General features: G+C 63.2%; 18 protein-coding genes. 9 read left to right on the top strand and 9 right to left on the bottom strand.

Translation table 11 applies throughout. From position 1 onward, the window contains the following. The 3 genes from ACMO9O_RS01785 to ACMO9O_RS01775 all read right to left on the bottom strand — a co-directional run bounded on the left by ACMO9O_RS01785 (window position 1) and on the right by ACMO9O_RS01775 (window position 2,906). Window positions 1–1,170: a DUF5683 domain-containing protein gene (locus ACMO9O_RS01785; protein ID WP_418981912.1), complete on the bottom strand. Its 1,170-nt coding sequence runs from the start codon at window positions 1,168–1,170 to the stop codon at window positions 1–3. 4 nt (window positions 1,171–1,174) lie between these two features. Continuing rightward, complete coding sequence (locus ACMO9O_RS01780; protein ID WP_418981911.1) at window positions 1,175–2,044, bottom strand: ParB/RepB/Spo0J family partition protein; 870 nt, start codon at window positions 2,042–2,044, stop codon at window positions 1,175–1,177. Between the two features lie 79 nt (window positions 2,045–2,123). Continuing rightward, window positions 2,124–2,906, bottom strand: a complete 783-nt coding sequence (locus ACMO9O_RS01775; protein ID WP_418981910.1) for a ParA family protein — start codon at window positions 2,904–2,906, stop codon at window positions 2,124–2,126. Between the two features lie 105 nt (window positions 2,907–3,011). Between ACMO9O_RS01775 and ACMO9O_RS01770 the strand changes: the two genes are divergently transcribed. From ACMO9O_RS01770 to ACMO9O_RS01745, 6 genes are all read left to right on the top strand, one after another. Further along, a complete protein-coding gene (locus ACMO9O_RS01770; protein ID WP_418981909.1) occupies window positions 3,012–3,899 on the top strand; it encodes a lysostaphin resistance A-like protein in 888 nt (295 codons plus the stop codon). A gap of 58 nt (window positions 3,900–3,957) precedes the next feature. Continuing rightward, window positions 3,958–4,863: a hypothetical protein gene (locus ACMO9O_RS01765; RefSeq protein ID WP_418981908.1), complete on the top strand. Its 906-nt coding sequence runs from the start codon at window positions 3,958–3,960 to the stop codon at window positions 4,861–4,863. Window positions 4,864–4,881: 18 nt separating this feature from the next. Next, window positions 4,882–6,282 (top strand): peptidylprolyl isomerase, encoded by a 1,401-nt coding sequence (locus ACMO9O_RS01760; RefSeq protein ID WP_418981907.1) that lies wholly within the window; start codon window positions 4,882–4,884, stop codon window positions 6,280–6,282. A gap of 6 nt (window positions 6,283–6,288) precedes the next feature. Continuing rightward, window positions 6,289–8,700, top strand: coding sequence for an OstA-like protein (locus ACMO9O_RS01755; RefSeq protein ID WP_418981906.1), 2,412 nt, complete (start codon window positions 6,289–6,291; stop codon window positions 8,698–8,700). A gap of 339 nt (window positions 8,701–9,039) precedes the next feature. Further along, entirely contained in the window at window positions 9,040–10,203 is a 1,164-nt protein-coding gene (gene araJ / locus ACMO9O_RS01750) for an MFS transporter AraJ (RefSeq protein WP_418981905.1), read from the top strand. A gap of 130 nt (window positions 10,204–10,333) precedes the next feature. After that, window positions 10,334–11,776, top strand: coding sequence for a mechanosensitive ion channel family protein (locus tag ACMO9O_RS01745; protein WP_418981904.1), 1,443 nt, complete (start codon window positions 10,334–10,336; stop codon window positions 11,774–11,776). Here ACMO9O_RS01745 and ACMO9O_RS01740 read toward each other — a convergent pair. The 6 genes from ACMO9O_RS01740 to ACMO9O_RS01715 form a co-directional block, all read right to left on the bottom strand. Then, window positions 11,745–13,406 (bottom strand): putative transporter, encoded by a 1,662-nt coding sequence (locus tag ACMO9O_RS01740; protein ID WP_418981903.1) that lies wholly within the window; start codon window positions 13,404–13,406, stop codon window positions 11,745–11,747. The genes ACMO9O_RS01745 and ACMO9O_RS01740 overlap by 32 nt on opposite strands. A gap of 268 nt (window positions 13,407–13,674) precedes the next feature. Beyond that, a complete protein-coding gene (locus ACMO9O_RS01735; RefSeq protein WP_418981902.1) occupies window positions 13,675–15,045 on the bottom strand; it encodes a TolC family protein in 1,371 nt (456 codons plus the stop codon). Window positions 15,046–15,058: 13 nt separating this feature from the next. After that, complete coding sequence (locus tag ACMO9O_RS01730) at window positions 15,059–16,168, bottom strand: efflux RND transporter periplasmic adaptor subunit (RefSeq protein WP_418981901.1); 1,110 nt, start codon at window positions 16,166–16,168, stop codon at window positions 15,059–15,061. 295 nt (window positions 16,169–16,463) lie between these two features. Next, window positions 16,464–17,726, bottom strand: a complete 1,263-nt coding sequence (locus ACMO9O_RS01725; RefSeq protein WP_418981900.1) for an ABC transporter permease — start codon at window positions 17,724–17,726, stop codon at window positions 16,464–16,466. Between the two features lie 266 nt (window positions 17,727–17,992). Then, window positions 17,993–19,255 (bottom strand): ABC transporter permease, encoded by a 1,263-nt coding sequence (locus ACMO9O_RS01720; protein WP_418981899.1) that lies wholly within the window; start codon window positions 19,253–19,255, stop codon window positions 17,993–17,995. Continuing rightward, on the bottom strand, window positions 19,252–19,938 hold the full coding sequence (locus tag ACMO9O_RS01715; RefSeq protein WP_418981898.1) for an ABC transporter ATP-binding protein: 687 nt from the start codon (window positions 19,936–19,938) through the stop codon (window positions 19,252–19,254). The genes ACMO9O_RS01720 and ACMO9O_RS01715 overlap by 4 nt, the downstream gene beginning before the upstream one ends. A 377-nt stretch (window positions 19,939–20,315) precedes the next feature. On the opposite strand from ACMO9O_RS01715, the gene ACMO9O_RS01710 reads away from it, so the two are divergent. Genes ACMO9O_RS01710 through ACMO9O_RS01700 form a run of 3 tightly spaced genes read left to right on the top strand, consistent with a single transcriptional unit; the run spans window position 20,316 to window position 25,861 of the window. After that, a complete protein-coding gene (locus ACMO9O_RS01710; protein WP_418981897.1) occupies window positions 20,316–23,123 on the top strand; it encodes a TonB-dependent receptor in 2,808 nt (935 codons plus the stop codon). A 2-nt stretch (window positions 23,124–23,125) separates the two neighbouring features. Continuing rightward, the gene (locus tag ACMO9O_RS01705) at window positions 23,126–24,352 is read left to right on the top strand and encodes a DUF4876 domain-containing protein (RefSeq protein ID WP_418981896.1); all 1,227 of its coding nucleotides are present in this window, start codon (window positions 23,126–23,128) and stop codon (window positions 24,350–24,352) included. 3 nt (window positions 24,353–24,355) lie between these two features. Then, complete coding sequence (locus tag ACMO9O_RS01700; RefSeq protein ID WP_418981895.1) at window positions 24,356–25,861, top strand: DUF6850 family outer membrane beta-barrel protein; 1,506 nt, start codon at window positions 24,356–24,358, stop codon at window positions 25,859–25,861. Window positions 25,862–25,873: the final 12 nt, after the last annotated feature.

The raw sequence follows: 25,873 nt of genomic DNA, 5'->3' as shown, positions 1-25,873 counted from the left end.
TTAGAATTTGACGCTGAGGTTGAACCCGAACACGGGGCGGTTGCCGCCCTGGGCCGGAACGAAGGTATAGTCGACCAGCGGTTCGATGTTCATGGTCAGGTCGTCCGAAATGTCGTAATCCTTGAGGTGCGCGTCCACGTGGGCATCGACGATCTGCAGGATGTAGAGCGCACCGGTGATGATGATGCAGAGGTCGCGGTTGCGGCGGTAGTTGTTGCGCAGGTTCTGGATGAACGAGGCCGAGTAACGTCCGTGAAACTCGTCGGTCGGGCCGTCGGGGTAGTTCTCGGGGTGCGCCTCGTAGTCGGCCAGCAGGTTGTAGGCCTTCTTGAAACGCTGATAGCCGCGGTTGTTCCAGTCGATGCAGTAGATCATCGAGGCGAAGCCGCCGATGACGAAGGGCACTTTCCAGTAACTCTTGTTGTAGATCTGTCCGGCCCCGGGGAAGATGCAGGCCAGCGTGGTCGCCTTCTTGACGTTCGACACGTCATTGGTCTTGTAGCTCAGTGCCGCGTCGCCGATGAAATAGATGTACGAGGCGATGGTGATGCCCAGGTAGAGCTGCCGCCGCGTGTTGCTGCGGATGAGCTTGGTCTGCAAGGCGTCCAGCTCGGGCGTGCGCACCAGACTTTGGTCGGTGTAGGCGTCGTAGGCGCGTTTGAGCGGTTTGTAGGTCTTGTTTTCGTGGATGAAGAGCGCCAGCCCCGTACCCAACGCGCCGTAGAGGATCGGCAGCTTCCAGTACTGCTTGTTGTAGATCTGTCCGTAGCCGGGGATGACCGTCGAGAGCCAGCAGACCTTCGACAGCGACATCGAGTCGCTCATGAACCATCCCTTTTTAAAGAAATGCTTTTTGACCGTGTCCGCGGGATTGATCGAGGCGGCGATGCGGACCTGAATGACGGAGTCCAGCGTGCGGATGTCGTCCGTGCGCAGGGCGGTCAGATAGGCGGAGTCGGCGGCGAACTGCGCCCGCTCCAACGAATCGAGTTCCAGCAGCACGGCAGCCAGCCGCAGCGAGTCGCGCTTGGCACGCAGCGTGTCGGGACGCTCCATCAGACCGCCGCGCACGACGCTTCGTCCGCCGCGGCGCAGCTGCGCGTGGGTGGCTTGTCCGAGGAGCAGCAACGCCGTCAGGACGATCAGAAACCGGAACCGGAGGTGAGCCATGCGATCAGGGGCGCGTCGTGAAGCGTTCGATGAAACGTTCGATGTCCCGGTCGTCGTCGAAGCCGATGACGATCCGTCCGCCGCCGTTGCGGGCGCGCTTGATCGAAATCTCCTGCGAGAAGAACCGCTCGAGCTGTTCGACCAGCCGGGCATAGCTCTCGGGGTACTCCTCGTCCTCGGTGGTCGGCGCCGCTTCGGCGGGCTCGGCCAGCGTGCGGGCCAGCTGTTCGATCTGCCGCACCGACAACCCCTTTTTGATGCACTTCTTCAGCAGGCGCAGCTGCTGCTCGGGCGCCGCGCCCGCGATCGCTTTGGCGTGGCCCATCGAGATAAGCCCCTCCTTGAGTGCGAGCTGCACTTCGTCGGGCAGCTTCAGCAGACGCAGGTAGTTCGACACCGAGGAGCGTTTCTTGCCCACCTTCTCCGACAGGGCGTCCTGCGTGAGGTGGCACTCGTCGATGAGCCGCTGCATGCCCAGCGCGATCTCGATGGCGTTGAGGTCCTGACGCTGGATGTTCTCCACGAGGGCCATCGCATGCAGGTTCTCGTCGTCCACCTCGCGGATGTAGGCCGGCAGGCTCTTCAGATCGGCGCGCTGCGCCGCCCGCCAGCGCCTCTCGCCGCTGATGATGATATACTTTCCGTTGTCGCCCTTCTTGACCGTCACGGGCTGGATGACGCCCAGCTGACGGATCGAGTCGGCCAGCTCGTCCAGCGCCTCCTCGTCGAACTGCGTGCGCGGCTGCGTGGGGTTGGGGATGATCTCCGCGATGTCGATCTCGGCCATGCGGCTCATCGGTTTGAGCCGGGCGTCGACCGCGTCGCTGCCGAAGATGGCGTCCAGCCCGCGCCCTAATCCCTTCTGTGGTTTCATATCGTCTCTTTTATCGTTTTTTCCGTTTTCGATCTCTCCGGAAGCGCCGATCGGCGCTTACCGAACGTAGCCCGACCGCCTATTGTTGTGCGGCGGCGGCTCGCTTTCGGTTCCGCTTGAGAAATTCCCGTGCCAGGTTGAGGTAGTTTTCCGATCCGACGGCCGAGGCGTCGTAGAGCATCACGGGTTTGCCGTGCGAGGGGGCCTCGCCCAGCCGGATGTTGCGCTGGATGATCGTGTCGTAGGCCATCGGTCCGAAGTGCTCGCGCACCTCGTTGACCACCTGGTTGTTCAGGCGGTTGCGCATGTACATCGTCAGCAGGAAGCCCTCGATCTCGAGCGCGGGGTTCAGTCCGCTCTTGACCTTGCGGATGGTGTTCAGCAGCTTCGAAAGCCCTTCGAGCGCCAGGTATTCGCACTGCACGGGGATGAGCACCGTGTCGGCGGCCGTGAGGATGTTGACCGTCGTGTAGCCCAGCGACGGGGAGCAGTCGATGAAGATATAGTCGTAGTCGTCGCGCACCGAATCGACGATGCGTTTCATCACGTGGTGGGCGTTCTCCATCTTCGGCAGCTCGGTGTCGGCGGCCACCAGATCGATCGACGAGGGCAGCACCGAGAGGTTTTTCACCTCCTCGCTGCGCAGGATCACCTCCCGGGCCTCTTTGGTCCCGGTGATGCACTCGTAGATCCCCTCCAGATTGATGTCGAAGCCCAGCCCCGACGTGGCGTTGGCCTGCGGGTCGGCGTCCAGCAGCAGGACCTTCTTCCCCAGCAGGGCCAGCGAGGCCGCGAGGTTGATGGCCGTGGTGGTCTTTCCCACGCCGCCTTTCTGATTGGCCAATGCGATAACCTTTGCCATATTGCGATGCGTTTATAAGCGGACAAATTTAATGAAATTAAATGGAAATCCATAACCGTTGCTGAAAATTGCTTATCTTTACCGACGCAAACAACTGATCGAACGATGCAAAATAATTCGGAAGCTCCCGAGCGGCCGTCCGCCCCGGCGACCTCTGCGGCGCAGCCGCCCCGGCCCGCAAAGACATTTCCCACCCCGGGCGACCTGTTCGCCATGCTGGGCATCGTCTTCGCCGCCCAAATCGTTGTGGGTGTCGCGGGCGTCGTGGGCGTGCTGATCTCGGGCCACAGCGGGGACCTTTCGGCGGCGGACCCCGGGGCGCGGGGGCGTCTGGTGGCTGTAACCTATCTGGTTTCCATGTCGCTCGCGCTGGGCGGCATTCTCTACTACCGCCTGAAGCGCGGCGGAAGCGGACCGGTGGCGCAATTTTCCCGCAAGGGACTCAACCCCGTGCTGCTCCTCTGGGCTTTCCTGTTCATGATCGCTGTCGGCATCGTCATTGAACCGCTGCTGACGTTCCTGCCCGCACCGCCCGACCAACTGGGACGCGGTGTCTGGGCCGCGCTGACGGCAATCGTGTTCGCACCGGTTTTCGAGGAGACGATCTGCCGCGGCGTGGTGCTCGGGTCCGTGCGCGCGAAGTGGGGCGTGGTGGCCGCGTGGCTCCTGTCGTCGCTCTTTTTCGGCGTGCTGCACCTCCAGCCGCTGCTGGTGATCAACGCCTTTTTCATCGGTCTGATCCTCGGCTTTATCTACCTGGCCACCGGTTCGCTGTGGGCGTCGATCATCCTGCATGCGGTGAACAACGCCATGGCCTATCTGCTGCTGGTCAGCGGCCACGAAGAGACGATGGTCATCGAGCTGGTCGGCAGCCGGACGTGGTACGTGGTCATCTATATCGCGGCGCTGGCCGTGGCGGCGGTCTCGGCCCGCATGGTCTGGCGTACGCTCGCGCGGCTGAAAGCGGCGGAGAAAAAAGCGCAGGAAGCGTAATATTCTCCGCGGCGCTGCGTTAGTTACGAGTAAAAACAGTATCTTTGTCCTCCGGAAAATGAATTTGCGGGCGAAAATAACGATCGCCGTGGGTGCGTTGCTGCTGGCCGGCTGCCGGGAGCTGCCCCGCTATTTCGCCGGGGACGAAATCCTCGCGCGGGCGGGCGGCAAGGAGCTGCGGCTGCGCGATGTGGGACAGGCCGTTCCGCAGGGGCTTACGGGGCAGGACAGCGCCGCTTTCGTGGGGGTCTACGTCGACCGCTGGGTGCGCAAGCAGCTCAAGCTGCAGGAGGCCGAGGTGCTCTTCTCCTCCTCCGAGGCGGATATCGACCGCATGGTCGAGGAGTACCGGCAGGCGCTGCTGATCCGCAAGCTGGACCAGCAGTACGTCGACCGGAGCATCGACACCGTCTTCACCGAGGAGGAGATCGCCGCCTACTACAACGCCCACAAGGGAGACTTCCGGCTCGAACGGCCGCTGGTCAAGGGGCTGATCGTCCGCTTCGGGGAGGGGTACCGCCAGGCGGCCAAGCTGCGGACGCTGATGGCTTCGGACAAGCCCGCCCAGCAGCGCGATCTGCGCGACATCTGCGCCAAGAACGACTTTACGGTGAGCGATTTCCGCGACCGTTGGGTCGATTTCTCGGAGTTTCTGAGCTACCTGCCTGCGCTCCAGTCGCAGAACTACGATCCGGTGCTGGCCTCGTCCGCCGTGCAGCAGATGCGCGACAACGAGTCGCACTACTTCTTCCGCATCGAAGCGGTGCTCCGCGAGGGCGAACCCGTGCCGCTGGAGCGGCTGCGGCCGACCATCCGCCGCATCCTCTTCAACCAGCGGCAGGGCGAGATCATCCGCCGCCACGAGGAGGAGCTTTATGAGCGGGCCGTGGAGAACGGTGAAGTGAAACTCTTCGGCAGGGGTGCGCAAAGCCCGGCTTCAGGGGAAGAGACCGAAAAAGGATAATAAGACAAAACAACCGATATGCTGAAGAAATTGATTTTGCCGGCGGTGCTGCTGCTCTGTTTCGCGGGAGCGCTCGCCCAAAAGCAGGTGATGCTGGACAAGGTGGTCGCCGTGGTGGGCAACTCGTCGATCCTCTACTTCGAGGTGGACGAATACGCCCGCCAGCTCACGGCCCAGCGCCGGCAGGAGGGCTACACCTCCGACCGCGACCCGATGAACGAGGCCCTCGAGGCGCTGCTCACGCAGAAACTGCTCTACAACCAGGCGCTCGTCGACTCGGTGCAGATCCACTCGGCCGACATCGTTGCGCGCGTCGAGGAGCAGGTCCAGCAGATGGTCGACGAGGAGGGTTCGATCCGCATGCTCGAGGCCAAGCAGCACATGCCCATCTTCAACATCCGCGAGAACATGCGCCAGCGCTACGAGGAGCAGGCCTACGCCAGCTCCATGCAGAACGAGGTGGTCAGCAAGGTGTCGGTCATTCCGGGCGAGGTGGAGCGCTTCTACAAGTCGCTCTCGAAGGACAGCCTGCCGACCATCGCCGAGCAGTATGTCTACGCGCAGATCACCAAGTTCCCCAAGTCGATGACCGAGGCCAAGCAGCGCACGCGCGAGCGGCTGCTGGACATGCGCGAACGCATCATCACCGGCAAGGCGAAGTTCGAGACGCTGGCCCGCATGTACTCGCAGGACGGCACGGCCATGCGCGGCGGCGAGATGGACCCCACGCCGCTGGCCGGTCTGGACGCCACGTTCGCCGCGGCGCTCGAGAACATGAAGCCCGGGCAGATTTCCGAGGTGGTCGAGTCGCAGTTCGGCTTCCACATCATCCAGCTGATCGACAAGCGCGGCAGCCTCTACCACTTCCGCCACATCCTGCTGCGCCCGGTCTACACGACCGAGGAGCTGTCGACCACGGCCAACCAGCTGGACAGCATCGCCGATCTGATCCGCAAGGATTCGATCACCTTCGAAAAGGCGGCGCTCAAATTCTCGGACGACGCCACCTCGAAGATGAACGGCGGCATCGTCTCCAACCACGACATCCTGGAGCGTTTCAACGCGTTCGACGCCAAGCTGACCGTCACGAAGTTTCTCAAGGAGGACTTCGCCCACTTCAACGCGCTGGACGACTACAACGCCCTGCGGCGGCTCGAGATCGGCGAGGTGTCGCCGGCGTTCCTCACCGAGGACATCCTGGGCAACCAGCTGGCCAAGATCGTGAAGCTCATCGAGATCATCCCCACGCACAAGGCGTCGCTCAACGAGGACTACCTGCGGCTGGAGGAGATGGCCCTGCAGGATAAGCAGCAGAAGGTTTTCCGCGACTGGCTTTCGAAGAAGATCGACGGCATGTACGTCTACATTTCGCCCGAATTCCGCGGCGGGGAGTTTGAAAACAAACACTGGGTAAAGTAACTCTTCGTGCGCCGCTTCATCCCCATAGCCCTCGTTGCGCTGGTCGCGGGCGGCGTCTTCGCCCGCAGTGCGATGCAGTCGCCCGAGCCGGAAGCGGGCGAGAAGAAGATCGTCGACCTCAAATCGGACCTCTCGGGTCCGATCGCTCCGGGCGACTCGGTGATCTTTCTGGTGGGCAATTTCGCCGCGCAGCACAACGGGGCGGTCATCACGTGCGACAGCGCCGTGCGCTACTCCGAAAAGCGCCTCGAGTTCTTCGGCAATGTGCTGATCAACAAGAATACGACCTACATCTACGGCGATCGGGCCGACTACGACCGCGACCTGAACCAGGCGCGGGTCTACTCCGACATCATCAAGGTCGTCGACGGCGACGCCACGCTCTACACCTACGAATTCGTCTTCAATACGCGGACCAACGTCGGCGAGTTCGCCCGCGGCGGCGTGCTCATCAACCGCGACAGCCGCCTGGAATCGGTGCGAGGCTTCTACTACGGGGATACCAAGGAGCTTATAAGCGTCGACGAGGTGGAGATGCGCAACGACGAATACGAACTCAAGGGCGATTCGGTGGTCTACAACATGGCCACCGACAACGCCTATTTCTTCGACCGGACGAATATCTGGAACCGCGACGGCGACTACCTCTACGCCGACCGGGGCGAATACCGCAAGGCCGATACGCTCTACATCGTCACGCGCAACGGTTATATCCTGACCCAGAAGCAGGAGATGTGGAGCGACAGCATCGACTTCTACCGCGCCGAGGACCACGTGATTCTGCGGCGCGACCTGCAGCTCGACGATACGGAGCACAAGGTGATCGCCTTCGGCGACTACGGCGAGTACTGGAAAACCCCGGGCAACGCCTTCCTTACGCGCGATCCCGCGGTGGTGAGCTACGACCTTTCGCAGGGCGATTCGCTCTTCATGCGCTCCGACTCGATGTTCCTCTATACGATCTTCCGCGCCGACGAGGAGGCCGCGGCCGCCCGCCGCGATTCGCTGGCGCGCGTGGCTGCCGACTCGCTTGCCGCCGTTGCCCGCGGGGACGAGGTCGCCCCGGGTATCGAGCCTGCAACCGATGCGCGGGTGGCGGACGCCCCCGATTCGGTTGCCCGGACGACGGGCGCGAAGGCTCCCGCTGCGGTCGATTCGCTGGCAGCCGCACCCGCCGACTCGCTGGCGCGCACCGCACCGGCCGATTCGCTCGCCGGGGCGGACACCGTCCAGCTGACCCCTCAGGAGCGCAAGGCGCAGCTGCGGGAGGCGGCCGCGAAGGCGAAGGCCGAACGCAAGGCCGCTGCCGCCGAGGCCAAGAAGCAGAAGCTGGCCGAGATCGCCGCCAAGCGGAAGGCCAAAAACGCGGCCAAGCTCGACGCCCAGAAGGCGCGCGACGAGAAGCGCCTCCAGGCCCGACGGCTGAAGGAGGAGTCGAAGATGCGCGCCCGCCGCCTGCGCGCGGCCCGTAAGGGGAAGAAGTACGAACTGATCGACCCGGCCGTCGTGGCGCGGCTCGACTCGCTGCTCGCGCGCAACCTTTCGGAGCAAGATTCCCTTTTGCAGGCGACCTACGACTCGCTGCTGCTCGCGCAGATCCTGCCGGCGGATACGACCGACTCGGCGGCGATGCCGGACAGCATGTACCGCATCGTGAAGGGCTACCGCAACGTGCGCATCTACCGCTCCGATTTTCAGTCGGTCTGCGACTCGATGACGGCCATCTCGACCGATTCGACCATCCATCTCTATATCGACCCCGTGCTCTGGAACGAGAACAACCAGATCACTTCGGACGTGATGGACATCTTCACCGAGCGGCAGCAGATCGTCCGCGCCGAGTTCATCGGCAGCCCTATGATGGTCAGCCAGCTCGATACGGTCCACTACAACCAGGTGGCAGGCAAGACGATGACCGCATTCTTCCGCGACAATCAGATCTACCGCAACGATGTGAACGGCAACGCGCAGACGATCTACTACATGCAGGACGGCGAGCCGCCCGTCATCACGATGATGGGCGTGATCGAGAGCGGCAACATTTCGTTCTTCATCGAAGACAAGCAGGTGGTGCAGATCGTCTACCGCGGCAATCCGGTCTACAACTTCTACCCGATGGACAAGATTCCCCCGACGCAGGAGCTTTACCTGCGCGGCTTCAAGTGGGAGGGGGCGCGGCGGCCGACGCAGCGCGAGGTCTTCGACCGGACGATCCGGCCCTCGGAGCGGCGGATGCGCGAACGGCTCCGACACCCCGAATTTCCGATCATGCACCGCATCGAGGAGCACAAGCTGCGCCTCCAGGAGGAGCGCCGCTGGACCGACCGCAACGAGCAGGTCGATCAGGCCACCGTGGAGTGGATGCACGAGCTTGGCTTCGAGGTGGGACAGCCGCGCGAATCGGGTCCGGTGCTTTAGACGCTTTTCGTTCGCCACGTGACCGGGCGGTAGCGCTTCGTCAGCCTGTGAATCGGCCCCGTGTTCTAAGACACGCTTCGCTCGCCGTGTGACCGCGCGGGAACGTTTCATTCGCTCTGAGAATCGGACCGGGAGCGTTTCGTCCGCCCTGCCAATCGAGGCAGGTGCGTTACGTCCGCCCTCCGGATCGGGACCGGCACGCTGAAAAATGCTTGATTCGCTTCGATTGATTCATTTCCGAAACGGTCCGCCTGCGGACCGTTTTCGGTGTGGATGTTGCATGCGTCGGGGCGGAACGGCGAGGCGCCGCTGCCGGAAGGGTCCGATAAAGGTCAATTTATGAAAAAGAGTTTGATCGCGCTGGCGTTCGGGACGCTGGCGCTGGGCATGTCCGAATTCGTGATGATGGGCATTCTGCCCGAAATTGCGCGCAGCTTGGGCGTCTCGATTCCCGAGGCGGGACACCTGATCTCGGCCTATGCGCTGGGGGTCTGCTTCGGAGCGCCGCTCACGGTGCTTGTGGCCCGCACGCGACCCCTCAAACAGATTCTGCTGGCACTCGCCGCGCTGATCATCGTGGGCAACCTCTGCGCGGCGCTCATGCCTACCTACTGGTCGCTCATGGCGATGCGCTTCGTTTCGGGATTGCCCCACGGCGCTTTCTTCGGGGTCGGGTCGATCGTGGCCGAGCAGGTCGCCGACCAGGGACGCCGCGCCGAGGCCGTGTCGATCATGATCGTGGGCATGACCGTGGCCAATCTGTTCGGCGTGCCGCTCGGGACCTACATCAGCAGCGCCGTCACCTGGCGCGCCACGTTCGGCATGGTGGCCGTTTGGGGTGCGGTGGCCCTGCTGCTGATCCGCCTCTGGGTCCCCTCGCTGCCGCCCCTGCCCGACACGGGCATGAAGGGGCAGTTCCGCTTCCTGCGCAGCGCAGCCCCGTGGCTGCTCCTGCTCTCGGTGATGCTGGGCAACGGCGGCATCTTCTGCTGGTACAGCTATGTCAGCCCACTGATGGTCCGCACCTCCGGATTTTCACCCCACGATCTCACGCTCATCATCATGCTGGCCGGCTTCGGCATGTTCGCCGGGAACATCGTCGGCGGCCATTCTGCCGACCGCTTTACCCCGGAAAGGGTCGTGCGCTTCACGCTCTTCGTGGCGTGCGCAGCGCTGCTTGCGATCTTCTTCGGCGCGCATCTGCGCTACCTCTCGCTGGCGTTGATGTTCCTTACGACGGCCTGCCTGTTCTGCGTGTCGTCGCCCCAGCAGCTGCTCATTCTTGAGAATTCGCGCGGCGGCGAAATGCTGGGCGCAGCGCTGGTGCAGGTGGCTTTCAACCTGGGCAATGCGCTGGGGGCCTACTGCGGCGGCCTGCCCATCGACCACGGACTCGGCTACCGCTATACGGCGCTGCCCGGGGCGGCTTTCGTCCTGCTCGGGCTGATCGTCATCTCCCTTTATATCTATAAATTTCCCCGTCGTGAAGCCGAGCGACAATAGCCGGTAGCGCTTCCGGCATCGATCCGACGGTCCTGCTGGGTGGGGCGGTCGGTTGTCGGGTCCGGGCAGGATCGCCGATCTGACGGCTGCGCAAACCGGTCGGGCGCGGAATTTGCGGGTGGCGGCGGGTATGCAGACCTTGCTCAAACACTGGACCGACACGCTGCTGAAGTGGATGGGCCTCGCTTCGGCCGCCGACCACGGCTGGGATCGCTGGGTCGCCTTTCTGCTGGTGGTGGTGCTGGCCGTCGTGTTCGACTACCTCTGCCGGCTGCTCTTCGTGCGGGGTATCCGAAAGATCGTCGAGCGCACGAAGGTCCGCTGGGACGACGAGCTGTTCAGCACCCCGGTTCTCAACCACTCCTGCCACGTGCTGAGCGCCATCCTGCTCTCGTTCGTGCTGCCCGTGGTCTTCGAGAACGAGTCGGAAGTGCGTGTCATCATCACGCGTCTGGTGCATGTCTACCTCATCATCGCGGTCTTCCGCTTCGTCAACGCCCTGCTTCAGGCTGCGTTCCGCATCGTCGCGCAGCGCCCCGCCTGGCAGAACAAGCCGATCAAGGGGCTGCGCCAGACGGGGCAGGGAATCGCCCTCTTGATCAGTTTCATCCTGATCGTCTCGATCCTGATCGACAAGCCTCCGACCATCTTTCTGACCAGTCTGGGCGCTTCGGCGGCGATCCTGCTGCTGATCTTCCGCGACAGCATCCTCGGCTTCGTCTCGGGCATCCAGCTCGCGGCCAACAACATGCTCAAGGTGGGCGACTGGATCTCCGTGCCCAAGTACGGGGCCGACGGCACGGTCGAGGAGGTGTCGCTCAGCACGGTCAAAATCCGCAACTGGGACAATACGCTGGTCATGCTGCCGCCCTATACGCTGGTGAGCGAGTCGTTCCAGAACTGGCACGCCATGCAGCTCTCGGGCGGACGGCGGGTGATGCGCTCCGTGTCGATCGACATGACCAGCGTGAAGTTCTGCACGGCGGAGATGCTCGCCCGCTACCGGGAGATCGATCTGATCCGCGACTATATCGACCAGACCGAGCTAAAGGTCGAACAGTACAACGCCGCCCACGGCATCGGCGTCGGCGAGCGGCGGATCAACGGCCTGCATCAGACCAATCTGGGCGTCTTCCGCGCCTACCTGGTCCGCTACCTACAGGAGGAGGTCCCTGTGAACAAGAACATGACGCTGATGGTGCGGCAGCTGCAGCCCACGGAAACGGGGCTTCCCATGCAGCTCTACTTCTTCACCGCGACCGTCGAGTGGATCGCCTACGAGGGGATTCAGTCCGACGTCTTCGACCATGTGCTGGCGGTCATTCCGGCCTTCGATTTGCGCGTTTACCAGAATCCGTCGGGCAGCGACCTGCTGGCTCTGCGTGAACGGGCCGGGGCGCAGGGTGCGGTGCAGGACGCACCGAAAGACACACCGGGAGATACGTCGGGAAACACCCCGAAAGAAGGCGCGGAGCCGATGCGGAAATCGACGGAGCCGGAGCCGGGCGGGGATGCTCCGGATAAGAACGCTCCGGAAAAGGTTACAGAAAGAGCATCAGCACCACCTGAATGATAATAACGCGCAGGAACATGCAGACGGGGTAGACCGTGGCGTAGGAGACCGAGGGGTTGTCGCCCTCGATCGTGTCGTTGGCGTAGTTGAGGGCCATCGGGTTGGCCATGCTGCCGCACAGCAGTCCGGCCACCGACCCGAAGTCGAGCCGCTGGACGCGCAGCGAGAAGAGGGCCATGAGCGCCACGGGGACGAACGTCAGCGCGAAGCCCAGCGCCAGCCACAAGGCCCCTTCGGGCCGCATGACGGTCTCGAAGAAGTGCGCTCCTGCGTCGAGGCCCAGGCACGCCAGGTACATCGACAGCCCCAGCGCCCGGAGCATCAGGTTGGCGCTCTGCGTAGTGTAGGTAATCATGTGCAGCCGCGGCCCGAAGGTCCCGATCAGGATGCCGACGATGATCGGGCCGCCCGCCAGTCCCAGCTTCACGGGGATCGAGATGCCGGGGATCGAGACGGGGATGCTGCCGAGCGTCAGACCCAGGATCAGCCCGATGAAGACCGCCGCGAGGTTGGGTTCGTTGAGGCTCTTGACGGCGTTGCCGAGGATCTTCTCCACGTTGTGGATGGCCGCGGCCTCGCCCACGACGGTCAGCCGGTCGCCCAGCTGCAAACGCAGGTCGGGCGTGGCCAGCAGCTGCACGCCCGAGCGGTAGACGCGGCTGATGTTGATGCCGTAGGTGTTCCGCAGCCGCAGTGCCGCCAGCCGCTTGCCGTTGATTTCGGGGCGCGTGACCAGAATGCGCTGCGAAATGAGCTGGCTGTCGACCGTGTTCCAGTCGATATTCTCCTTGTTCCAGTCCTTCTTCTCCTGCTCGCCGAAGATCAGCCGCAGGGCGTCCGCTTCGGCGGGGGTGGTGATGACCAGAATCACGTCGTCCTGCTGGAGGGTCTTGTCCGAAGTGGGGATCGAGACGCGTCCGTCACGCCACAACCGCGAAATGACGAAGTGATGGTGGCTCAGGGCCGCGATCTCGTGCACGCTCTTGCCGAAGACGGCGGGATTGGTCAGGTGGTAGCTGGCGATAAAGACGTTCTTGCGGTGCTCGGGATTTGGACCCGCCAAGTCGGAGGGGCGCACGAAGAGTTTGCGCACGGCGGCGATGGCCAGAATCACGCCCACGACGCCCAGCGGGTAGGCCAGCGCGCAGCTCAATGCCGGACCGTTGGCGTCGCGCCCCATCTGCAGGAGGGTCTGCTGCGCCGCGCCCAGCGCCGGCGTGTTGGTCGTCGCCCCGCACAGAATACCCGCCATGTCGGGCATCGACACCCCGAATGCGTAGCTCATCCCTACGGCCATCGCCGTGCCGACGAGAACCACCGCCAGGGCGGGGGTCACCAGCCGCAGCCCGTCCGAGCGCAGCGAGCTGAAGAAACCGGGTCCGACCTGCAGTCCGAGGGCGTAGACGAAGATAATCAGACCGAAACTTTCGGCGTAGAGGAGCATCTGCGGATCGAGCGACAGGCCCAAGTGTCCGGCCAGAATCCCCACGAAGAAGATGAAGGCCGTGCCGAGCGAGATGCCGAAGAGGCGGATCTTGCCCAGCCCGATGCCGATCGTCGAGATAAGCGAAATCACCACCACGGCCTGCAGGGCCGAGTGTTCGGTAAGTAACGAGCTTAGCCAATCCATCTTCCGTGTGTCGGTTGTTCCGCTGCAAAGGTAGGGTAAATTTTCCGGACCGCCGCATGCCGCCGCGAAATTTGCACGGAACGTTTCCGCGGGGGCTTCGGACCACGGCGGGCGGTTGTCGTGGACAGTTATTAGTGGGCGGATGTCGGCGGACGGTTGTCAGCGGCAGTTGACGGCAGGACGGCCCCGATGGCTGCCTCCGGTGCGGACCGGAGATGACCCGGCAGCAAAAGGGCGGCCCCGTAGGGATTGCCCGCTTTGTCGACCGTTATAAGGTCAGCGGTTCGCCGCGGTAGTAGTCGAGTATCTTGCGGCGGAAGACCGTTTCGTATTTGGCCTGCGCCAGCTCGGCTGCGGCCTTCTCCATGCGCGTTTTGGCGTCGTTGAAGTCGAATACGGTCGAACGGCCCGCATCGGCCTTCTGCTGCTCGTAGGTAAAGGCCACCTCGGCCGAGGCGAGTGCCGCCGTGGCCGAACGGTATTTGGCCGCCGCCGCTTCGGCGTTGTACCACGCCTGCTCGATCTCCTTGCGCAGGGTCTGCTCAGCGTGGAGCAGCGTCAGCTGCTGCCGGCGGACGGAGAGCTGCGCCGAGCGGATGTTGTTGCGCGTGGCGCGGCGGTTGAAGATCGGCACGTTGAGCGACAGGCCGATAAATTCGCTGCTGTTCTTGCGGAACTGGGGCCAGAAATCCATGTTCATGCTGCTGTAAAGGCCCGTGCCGAAGCCGCCGCGCAGCATCAGCGAGGGGTAGAGGTCCGCGCGGGCGAGCCGCACGCTGTTTTCGTAGCCCGCCAGACGCACCCGTTCGGCGCGGATGTGGGGCCGGTTCTCGGCGGCGTAGTCGTAGACCGCGCCAACGCTGAGCGGATGGGGTTCGAGCGCCGAATCCAGCAGCGAATCGAGCGCCGGCTCCACGATATCGAACCCGGCGGCGCTCTCGCGGTTGATGGCCTGGCTCAGGTCGAGCAGCGCCAGTTGCAGGTCGTTGCGCGCCTGGGTGAGCGTCAGCGCATCGTTGGCCTGCAATGCGAGGCTCTCGTAAACGGCCGATTCGGGCTGCTTGCCCGCCTCGGCCAGCGAGCGGCTGCGGTCGGCCTGCTGCGTGCTCAGCGCCAGCTGACGCTCGGCGATGCCCACCAGCTCCTTGTTGTAGAGCACCTGCAGGTAGAGCGTCATGACGTTGACCGCCACGTCCTCGCGGGCCCGGTCGAGGTCCTCGACCGCGGCCGACAGGTTGAGCTTTTCGCCCCGGATCGTGCGGTTGATGCGCAGCCCCTGAAAGAGGGGCATCGAGGCCGAAAGATCGAACGATCCGGTCTGGAGATTCTCCGAGCGGTAGGTGTTGTCGTCGCCCGTGCTGCGGCCGAACGAAGCGTTGTAGCCCACCGATGCGTTCAGGTCGGGCAGGCGGCTGAAGCGGGCGGTCGAGAGGTCGTTCGTGCTCTGCTCGACCTGGATGGCCTGCTTCTGCACGTCGGTGTTGTTGCGCTGGGCGAAGCCGATGCAGTCGTCGAGCGTCCAGCGTGCGCCCGGGGCGGGCGCCGGGGCGGCTGTCGCAGCGGATGCGGCTGGGGTTTGCGCGGCGGCCATGCCGGCGCCCGCCAGAGCGAGAAGAAGCAGCGGAATGCGGGTTTTCATGGTGCGATGCGTTTTATTTCTTCTTATCCTCCTTTGCGCCGCGGACCTTCTCTCCGGCTGCGACGCCCGAGACGACCTCGATGTTGATGCCGTCCGACAGGCCGATCTTCACCTCGCGCTTGTCGAAAGTCTGCTCGGAAGCCCCCTCCGGCGAGGTCAGCACGTAAACGTAGGTCTTCTCGCCCTCGAACTCCACGGTGCCCTCCGGCAGGGTCAGCACCCCTTCGCGGCTCTCGATCACCACGTTGGCGTTGGCGCTGTACCCTGCGCGCACGAAGACGTCTTTCGGAATCGTCACCGCGGCCTTGACCTCGAAGAGGATCACGCCGTTGTCCTCGGTCGCCTTGGGCGAGACGTACTCCAGCACGGCGTCCAGCTCGACATTCTGCAGCGCACCGATGGTCAGCTTCACGGGCATGCCCTCGCGCAGGCGGCCCACGTCCGTCTCGTCGACCTTGCCCTGGAACTGCATGTTGGACATGTCGGCCACCGAGGCGATGGTCGTGCCGTCGTTGAAGGTGTTGGCCTGAATCACCGAGTTGCCGACCTTGATCGGAACGTCGAGGATCATACCGTCGATCGTAGAGCGTATCTGTGTGTTGCTCAATTCCTTAAAACGGCTTGAGATGCCGTTGCGCACGATCTCCAGATTCTCCTTGGCGTTCTGCAGCTCCTCCTCGGCCTTGCTCAGCGCGGTGCGGCTCTGTTCGGCCTCTTCGTCCGAGACGACCCCTTTGGCGTGGAGCGCGAGCGTGCGTTCGTTTTCGCGGCGGGTCTGCGCGAGCGACAGCTCGGCCACCGAAACGCGCGACTCGGCGCTCGAAAGCTGCCCCATCTCGGGGACGACCTTTACCGTGGCGATCACCTCGCCTTTGGAAACCTTCTGGCCCGCCTCCTTGCGCACCTCGGAGATGATGCCCGAAATCTGGGGCTTGATCAGCACCTCGTCGCGCGGCTCTACCTTGCCCGTGGCGACCACGAACTGCCGGAGCGTGTCCGTCTTCGGCTCGACGATGGCGTAGACCTGCTTGACCGGGCGCGTCTTGCGCCACAGAAACCAGAACGTCGAGATCAGCAGCGCCGCAAAGAGCACGGCCGCGAAAATCTTCAGGAATTTCTTCATAACGGTATGTTTTGTCGTTGTTTGTTCGTTTCGTATCTCGGTTTGTTTTCCTCGCCGCCTTCGGCGTCGTTTACAAATCCGACCCCACCCCCGTCCCCTCCCTCAGGGAGGGGCGAAGAGCCTCAGGTACGGAGGTCCGGCAGGCTATTGTCTCGATCTTCTCTCCTCCGTCGTCGTTTCTCTACCCCCCCCCTTGGAGGGGCGAAGCTCCTCAAAATCGGCAGACTGTCACCCCCCGCCGCCATCAAGGGGAAAAGGTAATTTTTAATTATAAATTCTTAATTCTTAATTTGTCTCACTCTTCCCGTATCGCATCCACCGCCTTGATCTTCAACGCTCTTCCGGCGGGAATCACGCCCGCCAGCAGGCTGCCGCCGACCAGTATCGCCAGCGAGAGGATGCCCGTTCCGAACGAAATTTGCCACGAAACCTCGAAGCCGTCCTGTGCCACGGTGACCGCCTGGTAGTAGACGGAGTCGACCACCGACAGCAGCCCCACGGCCGCTGTCAGCCCCAGCACCCCGGCGATGAACGTCAGCACGAAACTCTCGGAGAGAATCTGCGAAATGATGGCGCGCGGGGGCGCTCCCAACGCGCGGCGGACGCCGATCTCCTGCGTGCGCTCCTTCACGAGCACCAGCATGATGTTGCTCACGCCGACGATACCTGCCAGTAGCGTTCCCAGCCCGACGATCCACGTCAGCAGCGCGATGCCGCGGAAGAGCGACATAACCTTGTCGAACATTTCGGCCGTAGCCATCGTCCAGGCGGCCTTCTCGTCGTTGGGCGAGATGATGTGGCGCGCGAAGACGGCTTCCCGGCACGCTTTCTCGACCTCTTTGCTCGGCACGTCGTCGCGGCCCGCGATGGCGAGCATGTGAATCTGGTCGGGTCGGCCGAACATCTGCTGGGCGAGCGACACGGGGACGACGACGGTGCGCTCGACATCGCTGAACGACATGGCCGAAGAGAGCTTGCGCAGCACGCCCACCACCGTGAAGTAGGAGTCGTTGATGCGGATAACCTTGCCCGTGGGGTCCTCGCCGCCGGGGAAGAGGTCCTTGAACGTCTGCGTTCCGATGACGCAGACCTTGCGTTTGCGCGCCATGTCCACGTCGTTGATGAAGCGGCCGAAGATGAGCTTCTGGGGGTTGATCTTCTGATAGTCGGGCGAGTAGCCCATCATGAAGTGGTCGGTTTTGCGGCCGTTGTAGCTGCAGTGCACGGTCTCGGCCCAGAACATGCCTGCGGCGTACTGCACCTCGGGCAGTTTCTTCACCGCGTCGATGTCACCGTTGTTCAGCCGCCACCAGCGGTTCTTGGGCATGCCCTTGTAGGGGATGCCGGTCTGCTGGGGCTGCAGCAGAACCGTGTTGGTCGACATGTCGCCCAGCTGGGCGCGGAAGAGCCGTCCCAGCCCCATGCCCGCGCCGAGCATGACGGTGAGCATGAAGATGCCCCAGAAAACCCCCAGTGCCGTCATGATGCTGCGCTTGCGGTTGCGGGAGATCGTCTGCCAGATCTCGTTCCAGCGGTCGGTATCGAAAAAACGGTTCATTCGTAGTCGGTTTCTGAAAAGTGTCTTCGGGGCTTCGCCCTCGTTTCGGCAGGTCGGATTATATTATATAACGCTGTTGTATACTTGTTTCACTGTACAACGGTTCCGTTTTTCGGTTCGGTCGTTGCTCGCCGCCTGCGGCGTCGATTACAGGTCTGACCCTCCCCTAAATCCCCTCCACGGAGGGGACTTAGGCGGGGATTTTCAGCCATGTCGCAAGATACGATCGTCGGTGCATTAAAACACGTTATTCCCTTCATACAACGTTATTTATTGTATCGCAGGGCGTCGATCGTTTTGAGCTGTGCCGCGCGGTAGGCGGGGACGTAACCCGCGACCAGCCCCGCCAGGACGAGCACCACCGTGGCGCTGACCGCTACGCCCAGGTCGAGCGTCGGATCGAGGAAGATGGTCTCCAAACCGTGCTGCGAGGGGTTGGCGGGGGCCTTCTCGAGTACGTAGTTGACCGCTTCCATCACCGCCACGCCCAGCACCATGCCGATGTAGCCGAACGCGGCGGTGATGAGCACCGATTCGGTCAGAATCAGCCGGATGATCGACGAGGGTTTCGCTCCCAGCGCTTTGCGGATGCCGAATTCGGCCGTGCGCTCGGTGACCGTCACGAGCATGATGTTGCTCACGCCGACGATGCCCGCCAGCAGTGTCCCCAGCCCGATGATCCAGACGAAGAGGTTGATTCCCGTGAAGACGACCATGAAGTTCTTGAACTGTTCGAGCGTGCTGCTGATCCAGATGGCGCTCTCGTCGTCCGGGGCGAAGTGGTGCTCGACCGAGAGGCGGCGGATAATCCGCTTTTCGAAATCCTTGAGTGCCTGGTCGCTGTCGATGCCGTTCACGGTGAGAATCGCGTTGTCAACCACGGGTTCGTTGGCCATGTAGATCAACTGTCCGGTCGTGAGGGGAATGAAGCACGAGGAGCTGTTGCGCTGCGCGTCGCCTTTCTGAACCCCGATCACCGTGTAGGTCGAGCTGCCGACGTTGACCTGCCTGCCCAGCGGGTCGCCGCCCTTGAAGAGTACGCGGCGCATCGGTTCGTCGATGACGATCGTTTTGCGGTTCTGTTCGATGTCGGCCTGGTTGATGAAGCGGCCCGCGGAGAGTTTGATCCCCTCCATCCGCTGCACCTTGGGCAGCGTTCCGCGCAGCCACGCCTTGGTGAACTCCTTGCCGTAGGTCACCGTCTTCGTGCCGTCGAACCACGTGTTGGCCGCAATGTCCTCTATTTCGGGAAATTCGCGCCGAAGTATTTCCAGGTCGTTGTTGCGCAGCGTAATTTGCCGCCCTTTCTGATAGCCCATCCAGGGTTTGGAGGTCCTTTCGCCGAAGAGGTCCATCGAGTTCGTGGCGTAGTCGTCGAAATTGTAGAGCACGCCGTTCTTCAGCCCGTTGCCCGAACCCAGGAGGATGACGAGCATGAAGATGCCCCACGCCACGGAGAAGCCCGTGAGCGCCGTGCGCAGCTTGTTGCGCCGCACCGAGGTCCATATCTCCAGCAGCAGCTCCCTCATTGCGCGGACGCGGTTTGTTCGATCGAGCCGATCACGCCGTCCTTCAGACGGATGATCTTGTCGGTCTGGTCGGCGATCGACTGTTCATGCGTGACGCAGATGATGGTCATGCCCATCTCGGTGTTGACCCGGCGCAGCAGGTTCATCACCTCCTGCGAGGTCTTGCTGTCGAGTGCGCCCGTGGGTTCGTCGGCGAGGATGATCTGCGGCTTGTTGATCAGCGCGCGGGCGATGGCCACGCGCTGCTTCTGACCGCCCGACATTTCGTTGGGCATGTGCATGGCCCAGTCGCGCAGCCCGAGCAGATCGAGGTATTCGAGCGCCAGGGCGTTGCGCCTGCGGCGCGCCATACCCTGATAATAGAGCGGCAGGGCGACGTTTTCGACGGCGTTCTTGTAGTTAATGAGGTTGAACGACTGGAAGATGTAACCGATCATGTTGTTGCGCGCGGCAGCGGCCTCCGTCTCGCTCAGTGAGCGGATCAGCCGCCCGGCGAGCCAGTAGCTGCCGCTGTCGTAGTCGTCCAGAATGCCGAGGATGTTCAGCAGGGTCGACTTGCCCGAACCCGACGCGCCCATGATCGAGACCAGTTCGCCCTGCCGCACTTCCAGATCGATGCCTTTCAGTACATGGAGCGGCGACCCGTTGTTGTAGGTCTTGTTGATGTTTTCCAGCTTTATCATACGCTAAGTCTGCACGTTAGGGTCCCGCCGCCGGCTGACGGATTGTAAGCAGGATCTGTTCGGTTCGGACAAAGGTAACAAAATAAGCTGGAAAAACAATTTATTTTTATCGAATTTCAATAAAAAATTACCCCCCCCCGATAACGCGCGGTTACGATCGGTAATCGGCGTCGGACCTGCGCCGGCGGTGGATCGGAACGGCTCCGGGAGCGCTCCCGGAGCCGAATGCGGTCGAAAATACCCAAAATCGGGGATTGACGATCCGCGCCGCAAAGACTACCTTTGCGACAAAATGACCGTACCGCATGGAAAAATGTAGCCGGAAATAAGGATTCTCTGCCCTTTTTTGCTACATTTGTTGCGTTAGCGACGATATTATGAGGAAACTTCTACTGCTGTTTTTATGCGCATGGCTGCCGGTCCTGGCCGAGGCCCAGCGCTCCGACGTCTCGGGAACGGTGCTCGTGACCGGTACGCGCAAGCCCATCGGACAGGCCGTCGTCGAACTGCCCGGCCACGGCCTCTGGGCCGTCGCCGACAACGAAGGGCGCTTCACGGTCCGGGGCGTGCCGGCGGGCAAAACCCCCTTCGCCGTGTCGTGCCTGGGGTATGTGACCACGCTGACCGAGGTCGACGTGCGGCAGGGGCTGGATTCGCTCGAGCTGTTCGCTCCGGAGGACAACCTCACGCTTGAGAGCGTGGTGGTGACGGCCAAGGAGGTCCCCGACGCGATGGCCACCTCGCGCACGATCGGCGGCGCGGCGATCGACCACCTGCAGATGGTCAATGCCTCGGACATCTCGTCGCTGCTGCCGGGCGGCAAGACGGTCAATCCCAACCTCTTGGACGACAAACCCTTCTCCCTGCGCGACGGCGGTTCGGAGGCGGGCAACGCCTCGTTCGGCACGGCGGTCGAGGTCGATGGGGTGCGTCTGTCGACCAACGCCTCGCTGGGCGACATGGCGGGCGCCAGCACGCGCAACGTCGCCGCGACGAACATCGAGTCGGTGGAGGTCATCACGGGCGTGCCGTCGGCCGAGTACGGCGACATCACCTCGGGCATGGTCAAACTGAAGACACGCAAGGGCAAGACCCCCTACATGATTATCCTCTCGACCAATCCGCGCACCAAGCAGGTTTCCGCCTCGAAAGGGTTCGACCTGGGCGGCGACCGCGGCGTGCTGAACACCAGCGTCGAGTACACGCGGGCCACCAAGGACCCCGTATCGCCCTATACCTCCTATTCGCGCACGGGCATCTCGCTCAACTACCGGAACACCTTCGCCAAGACGCTGCGCTTCGACTTCGGGGTGACGGGCAACATCGGCGGCATGGACACCGAGGACGACCCCGACGCGCAGAAGGGGGAGTGGGAGCGGGCGCGCGACAACGCGCTGCGCATCAACACCTCGCTCAAGTGGCAGCTGAACCGCAAGTGGATCACCAGCCTCGATTTCAACGCCTCGGTCAACTACGAGGATAAGTTCGACCGGGTGCGCACGCATCCCACGTCGGGTTCGGCCACGCAGGCCGTGCACAGCATGAACAACGGCTACTACTTCGCGGACGTGCTGCCGGCCAACTACCACACCACGCAGAACATCGACTCCCGGGAGCTGGACTACGCCGCCGGGCTGAAGGCCACGTGGGTCCGCTCGTGGGGCGGCGTGCACAGCAGCGCCAAGATCGGCGCTTCGTGGCGGGCCGAGGGCAACGTGGGTGACGGCGAGTATTACGACGACCCGCTGCTGGCTCCGCACGGCTACCGTCCGCGCCCGTACACCGACATCCCCTACATGCACAACCTGGCCGGATACGTCGAGGAGCTGCTGACCATTCCGATCGGCTCGACCTCGCTGCAGCTGATGGCGGGTCTGCGCGCCGAAAAGACCTTCATCAAGAACTCGCAGTACCGCAACACCTCCAACTTCTCGCCGCGTCTGAACGTCAAATACCGCATCGCCGACTTTTTGACCGTGCGCGGCGGCTGGGGCATCACCGAGAAGCTGCCCTCGTTCAACGTCCTCTACCCCCCCCCGAAGTATCGTGACCTGTCGGCCTTCGAGGCCACGTACGGCGGCAGCCGGCTGGCTGCGGTCTACGTCACGCAGCCCTACGAGCTGATCTACAACCCCGACCTGCGCTGGCAGCGCAACCGCAACGCCGAGGTGGGCGTCGACTTCAAGGTGGCCGGGACCTCCGTGTCGCTGGTGGGCTACTTCAACCGTACGACCCACCCCTACGAGCTGACCTCCTCCTACGATCCGTTCACCTACCGCAAGACGGACAAACCCGCCGCGCTGCCCGCCGATCCGCTCTTCAAGGTCGACGCCCAGACGGGCGAGGTCTTCGTGCGCGACGGCGCGGACCCCGAGGCGGGGTGGAACCTGCTGGAATCGAAGCTGGTCCGCACGTTCGTCAAGAACACCATGCAGAGCAACGGTTCGCCCGTCGACCGCATGGGACTGGAGTTCGTGGTCGAATTCCCGCGCATCAACCCCATCCGCACCGATCTGCGGCTGGACGGCTCCTATAATTATACGAAGTACGTCAACCAGGGCGAGTCCTGCTACCTGCAGTCGATCATCACCGACGGCAACTCCTTCCCCTACGTGGGTATCTACCCCGACAACGGCGAGGGGGCGACGATCACCTACAACGGCCGCGAAACGCGCCGGCTGGACGCCAACCTGACGGCCACGACCCACATCCCCTCGATCCGCATGATCATTTCGCTGCGCCTCGAGGCGACGCTCATCCGCCGGCAGCTGAACCTTTCGGAGTACAACGGCGGCGAGTATGCGTTCAACGTCGGCGAGACGGGAACCGCGCCCACGGGCGGCAGCATCTACGACGGCGACAGCTATACGGCCATCTGGCCCATCGCCTACCTCGACATGGACGGCAACCGCCACCCGTTCACCGATGCGGAGCGCAACGACCCGCGCTTTTCGAGCATGATGCTCCGCTCGGGCAACATCTACCAGTACCGTCTGAACGATTACCAGCCCTATTTCTCGGCCAACCTGAGCGTGACGAAGGAGATCGGCGACCACGTGTCGATCTCGTTCTACGCCAATAACTTCACCAATTCGCGCAAATACGTGAAACCCTACCGGGAGGGGACGGGCGCGATCTTTACGCCCGACTTCTACTACGGACTTACGGTACGATTAAAATTCTGAGCATGAAACGCTTATTCGCTGTCATAACGACGCTGCTGCTGGCCGGGTGCACCTCGTTCGGGGAGGGAAATCCCTACGAGGAGGCCCTGCGGACGGTCCGCGTGCAGGCGGTCTACCCCGCCGGGTACGAGGAGTTCGCCCGCAGCGGCGTGGCCGTCACGGCGCGCGAAATCTCCAGCGCCAACACCTACGTCGCCCGGACCGACGCCGCGGGCGGCGTCACGTTCCGCATGCCCGCGGGCATCTACCGCATCTCGGTCGCCGACCGGGCCAACGCCTCGACGGTCTTCAACGGATCGCTGGAGGAGGTGCGGCTGACCGCGGAGATGGACCTGCGCCTGCCGCTGGTCTACTCGCGGGCCGGGTCGATCGTCTTCAAGGAGCTCTATTTCGGCGGCTGCTCGAAAGCCCCGGAGGACGGGCGCATGTTCAACGATCAGTACGTCATCCTGCACAACAACGACTCCGAGGTGCAGTACCTCGACGGCCTCTGCTTCGGGGCGGTCGATCCCGCCCCCTCGTCGGCCGTGAACAACTGGGTGACCAAGACCGAGAGCGGCGAACTGGTGTTCCAGGCGTTCGCACCGATCAACGAGTGCGTCTGGCGCTTCAAGGGGTCGGGGACCGACTTTCCGCTCGCGCCGGGCGAGGACGCCGTGGTGGCGCTGATGGGCGCGGTGGACTTCGCGGCGGAATTTCCGCTGTCGGTGAATCTGAACAAGGCCGGCTACTTCGTCTGCTTCAGCCGCCAGCACTTCCCCCACGAGAAGCTCAACCCCAGCCCCGGCGACCAAATCCAGCCCTCGCATATCCTCGACGTGCCGAAGCAGACGGGCGGCGGCGGCAGCAACAAGGCCTATTCGGTCTCGATCATGTCCCCGGCGCTGGTGATCTTCCGCCCCGAGCAGGGGTTCGATCTGGACGCCTACCTCGCGGACGACAGCCGCAGCGTGGCCACGGTTCCGGGCGGCAGCACGAAGTGCGTGAAAGTGCCCTGGGAGTGGATACTCGACGGGGTGGAGGTCTTTTACAGCACGAACAACAACAAGCGCATCGCACCCGTCGCCGACGCCGGGGCCTTCCCCTTCTCGGTCAACTACCAGGGCCATACGATCCACCGACTGTTGGACGGGGAGGCCTCCGAAAAGGCGGGCTACGCGATCTACACCGATACGAACAATTCGTCGAACGACTTCGAGGAGCGGCCGACACAATCTTTGCACGAGTAGCCTATGAAACGGATTTTGCTGACAGGAATGATGGCCGTCTGCGCGCTCACGGGCGCGGCTCAGCAGCGTTTCGACTACGTCGAGCGCCGCAATCCGTGGAACGCCTCGCTCAACGCCGCCGGCATCCGGCAGGATACGCTCAGCCGCTCCTACGCCGAGGTGTTCTTCACCAAGGAGAACGGCGGCTTGGCGGACTACTCCTCCTCGGACGACAGCTGGACGGCCGGGGCGCGCACCGAGTCGATCCGCCACCTGGAGAAGGTCTCTTTCGCCGGACGCTTCGAATACGACTATTTCGACGGCCGCAACATGTGCGGTTCGATGTTCATCGAACCGGGGTATTATCCGGTGGATATTCTCGAATTTACGCCGGGGCGGAAGATTCTGGAGAACTACGCCTTTACGGGCGCCGTATCGGCTCCGCTGTCGGAGCATTGGACGGGCGGTCTGAAGATCGACTTCGCGGCGCGCAATTACGCCAAGCGTAAGGACCTGCGTCACAAGAACACGCGTCTCGACTTCGAGGTGTCCCCCGGATTCCTCTACCACCGGGGACCGCTGGCCGTCGGCGCCGCCTACCTCTTCGGCAAGAACAGCGAGACGGTGAAGGCGTCGGAGGTAGGCTCCGCGCCCGACTCCTATAGCGCTTTCTTCGACAAGGGGCTTGCCTACGGCGTGCTGGAGCAGTGGGACGGCAGCGGCATCCACCTCAATGAAACGGGGGCGGGCGTCTCCGGGTTCCCCGTGAAAGAGACGGTCAACGGCTTCGCCGCGCAGGTGCAGTACGGGGCGTTCTACGCCGAGGTCGCCTACCGCGACCGCAGCGGCAAGACGGGCGAAAAGGAGACGTGGTGGCACGAGTTCTCCGCCTCCGAGGTCAATGCCCGCGCCTCGCTGGCGCTCGGTAGCGACGCCTGCAGCCACTTCATCCGGCTGAAGCTCGACTGGGAGTCGCTCGACAACGAGGAGAACGTCCTGCGCCGCGAATCGGTCGACGGGGTGAACGTGGTCCACTACTTCGGCTCCGTGCCCGTCTTCGGCCGCCGGAGCGCGGAGGCGGGCGGCGAGTACGAGCTGCGCTCGAAGCGCCTCGACCTGCGCGTCGGGGGAGGGTGGGAGAAGCTCTCGCGCCGTTCGACGTTGCTCTTCCCCCATGTCCGGGAGCAGCAGATGCACGCCCTGTCGTTCTTCGCCCGCGCGATCGTGACGCTGGGGCAGTGGGAGCTGACCGCGGCTGCCGACTGGCGTCGGGGCGGCTTCTCGGAGAGCGCCTACGAGCTGGGAACGCCGCTCGAGACGGGCGAGTACCCCGTGCAGCTGACCGATTACTACAACTACGCCACGGAGTACTTCACCGCGCCCCGTCTGGGCGGCGAGCTGGGTATCCGGCGCAACATCCACCGCTTTTACGTCGACCTCTCGGCCCGCTGCGAGCACGGTTTCGATCTGGAGTTCATCCCGCAGGCGAACCGCGTGCGGGCGACCGTGAGCGTGGGTTACAGTTTCTGACACGAATTAACC

The organism is Alistipes sp. (assembly GCF_048465635.1).
In the GTDB taxonomy this organism is placed as follows: Bacteria; Bacteroidota; Bacteroidia; order Bacteroidales; family Rikenellaceae; genus Alistipes.
This window is presented reverse-complemented; position numbering and strand designations above follow the sequence as displayed.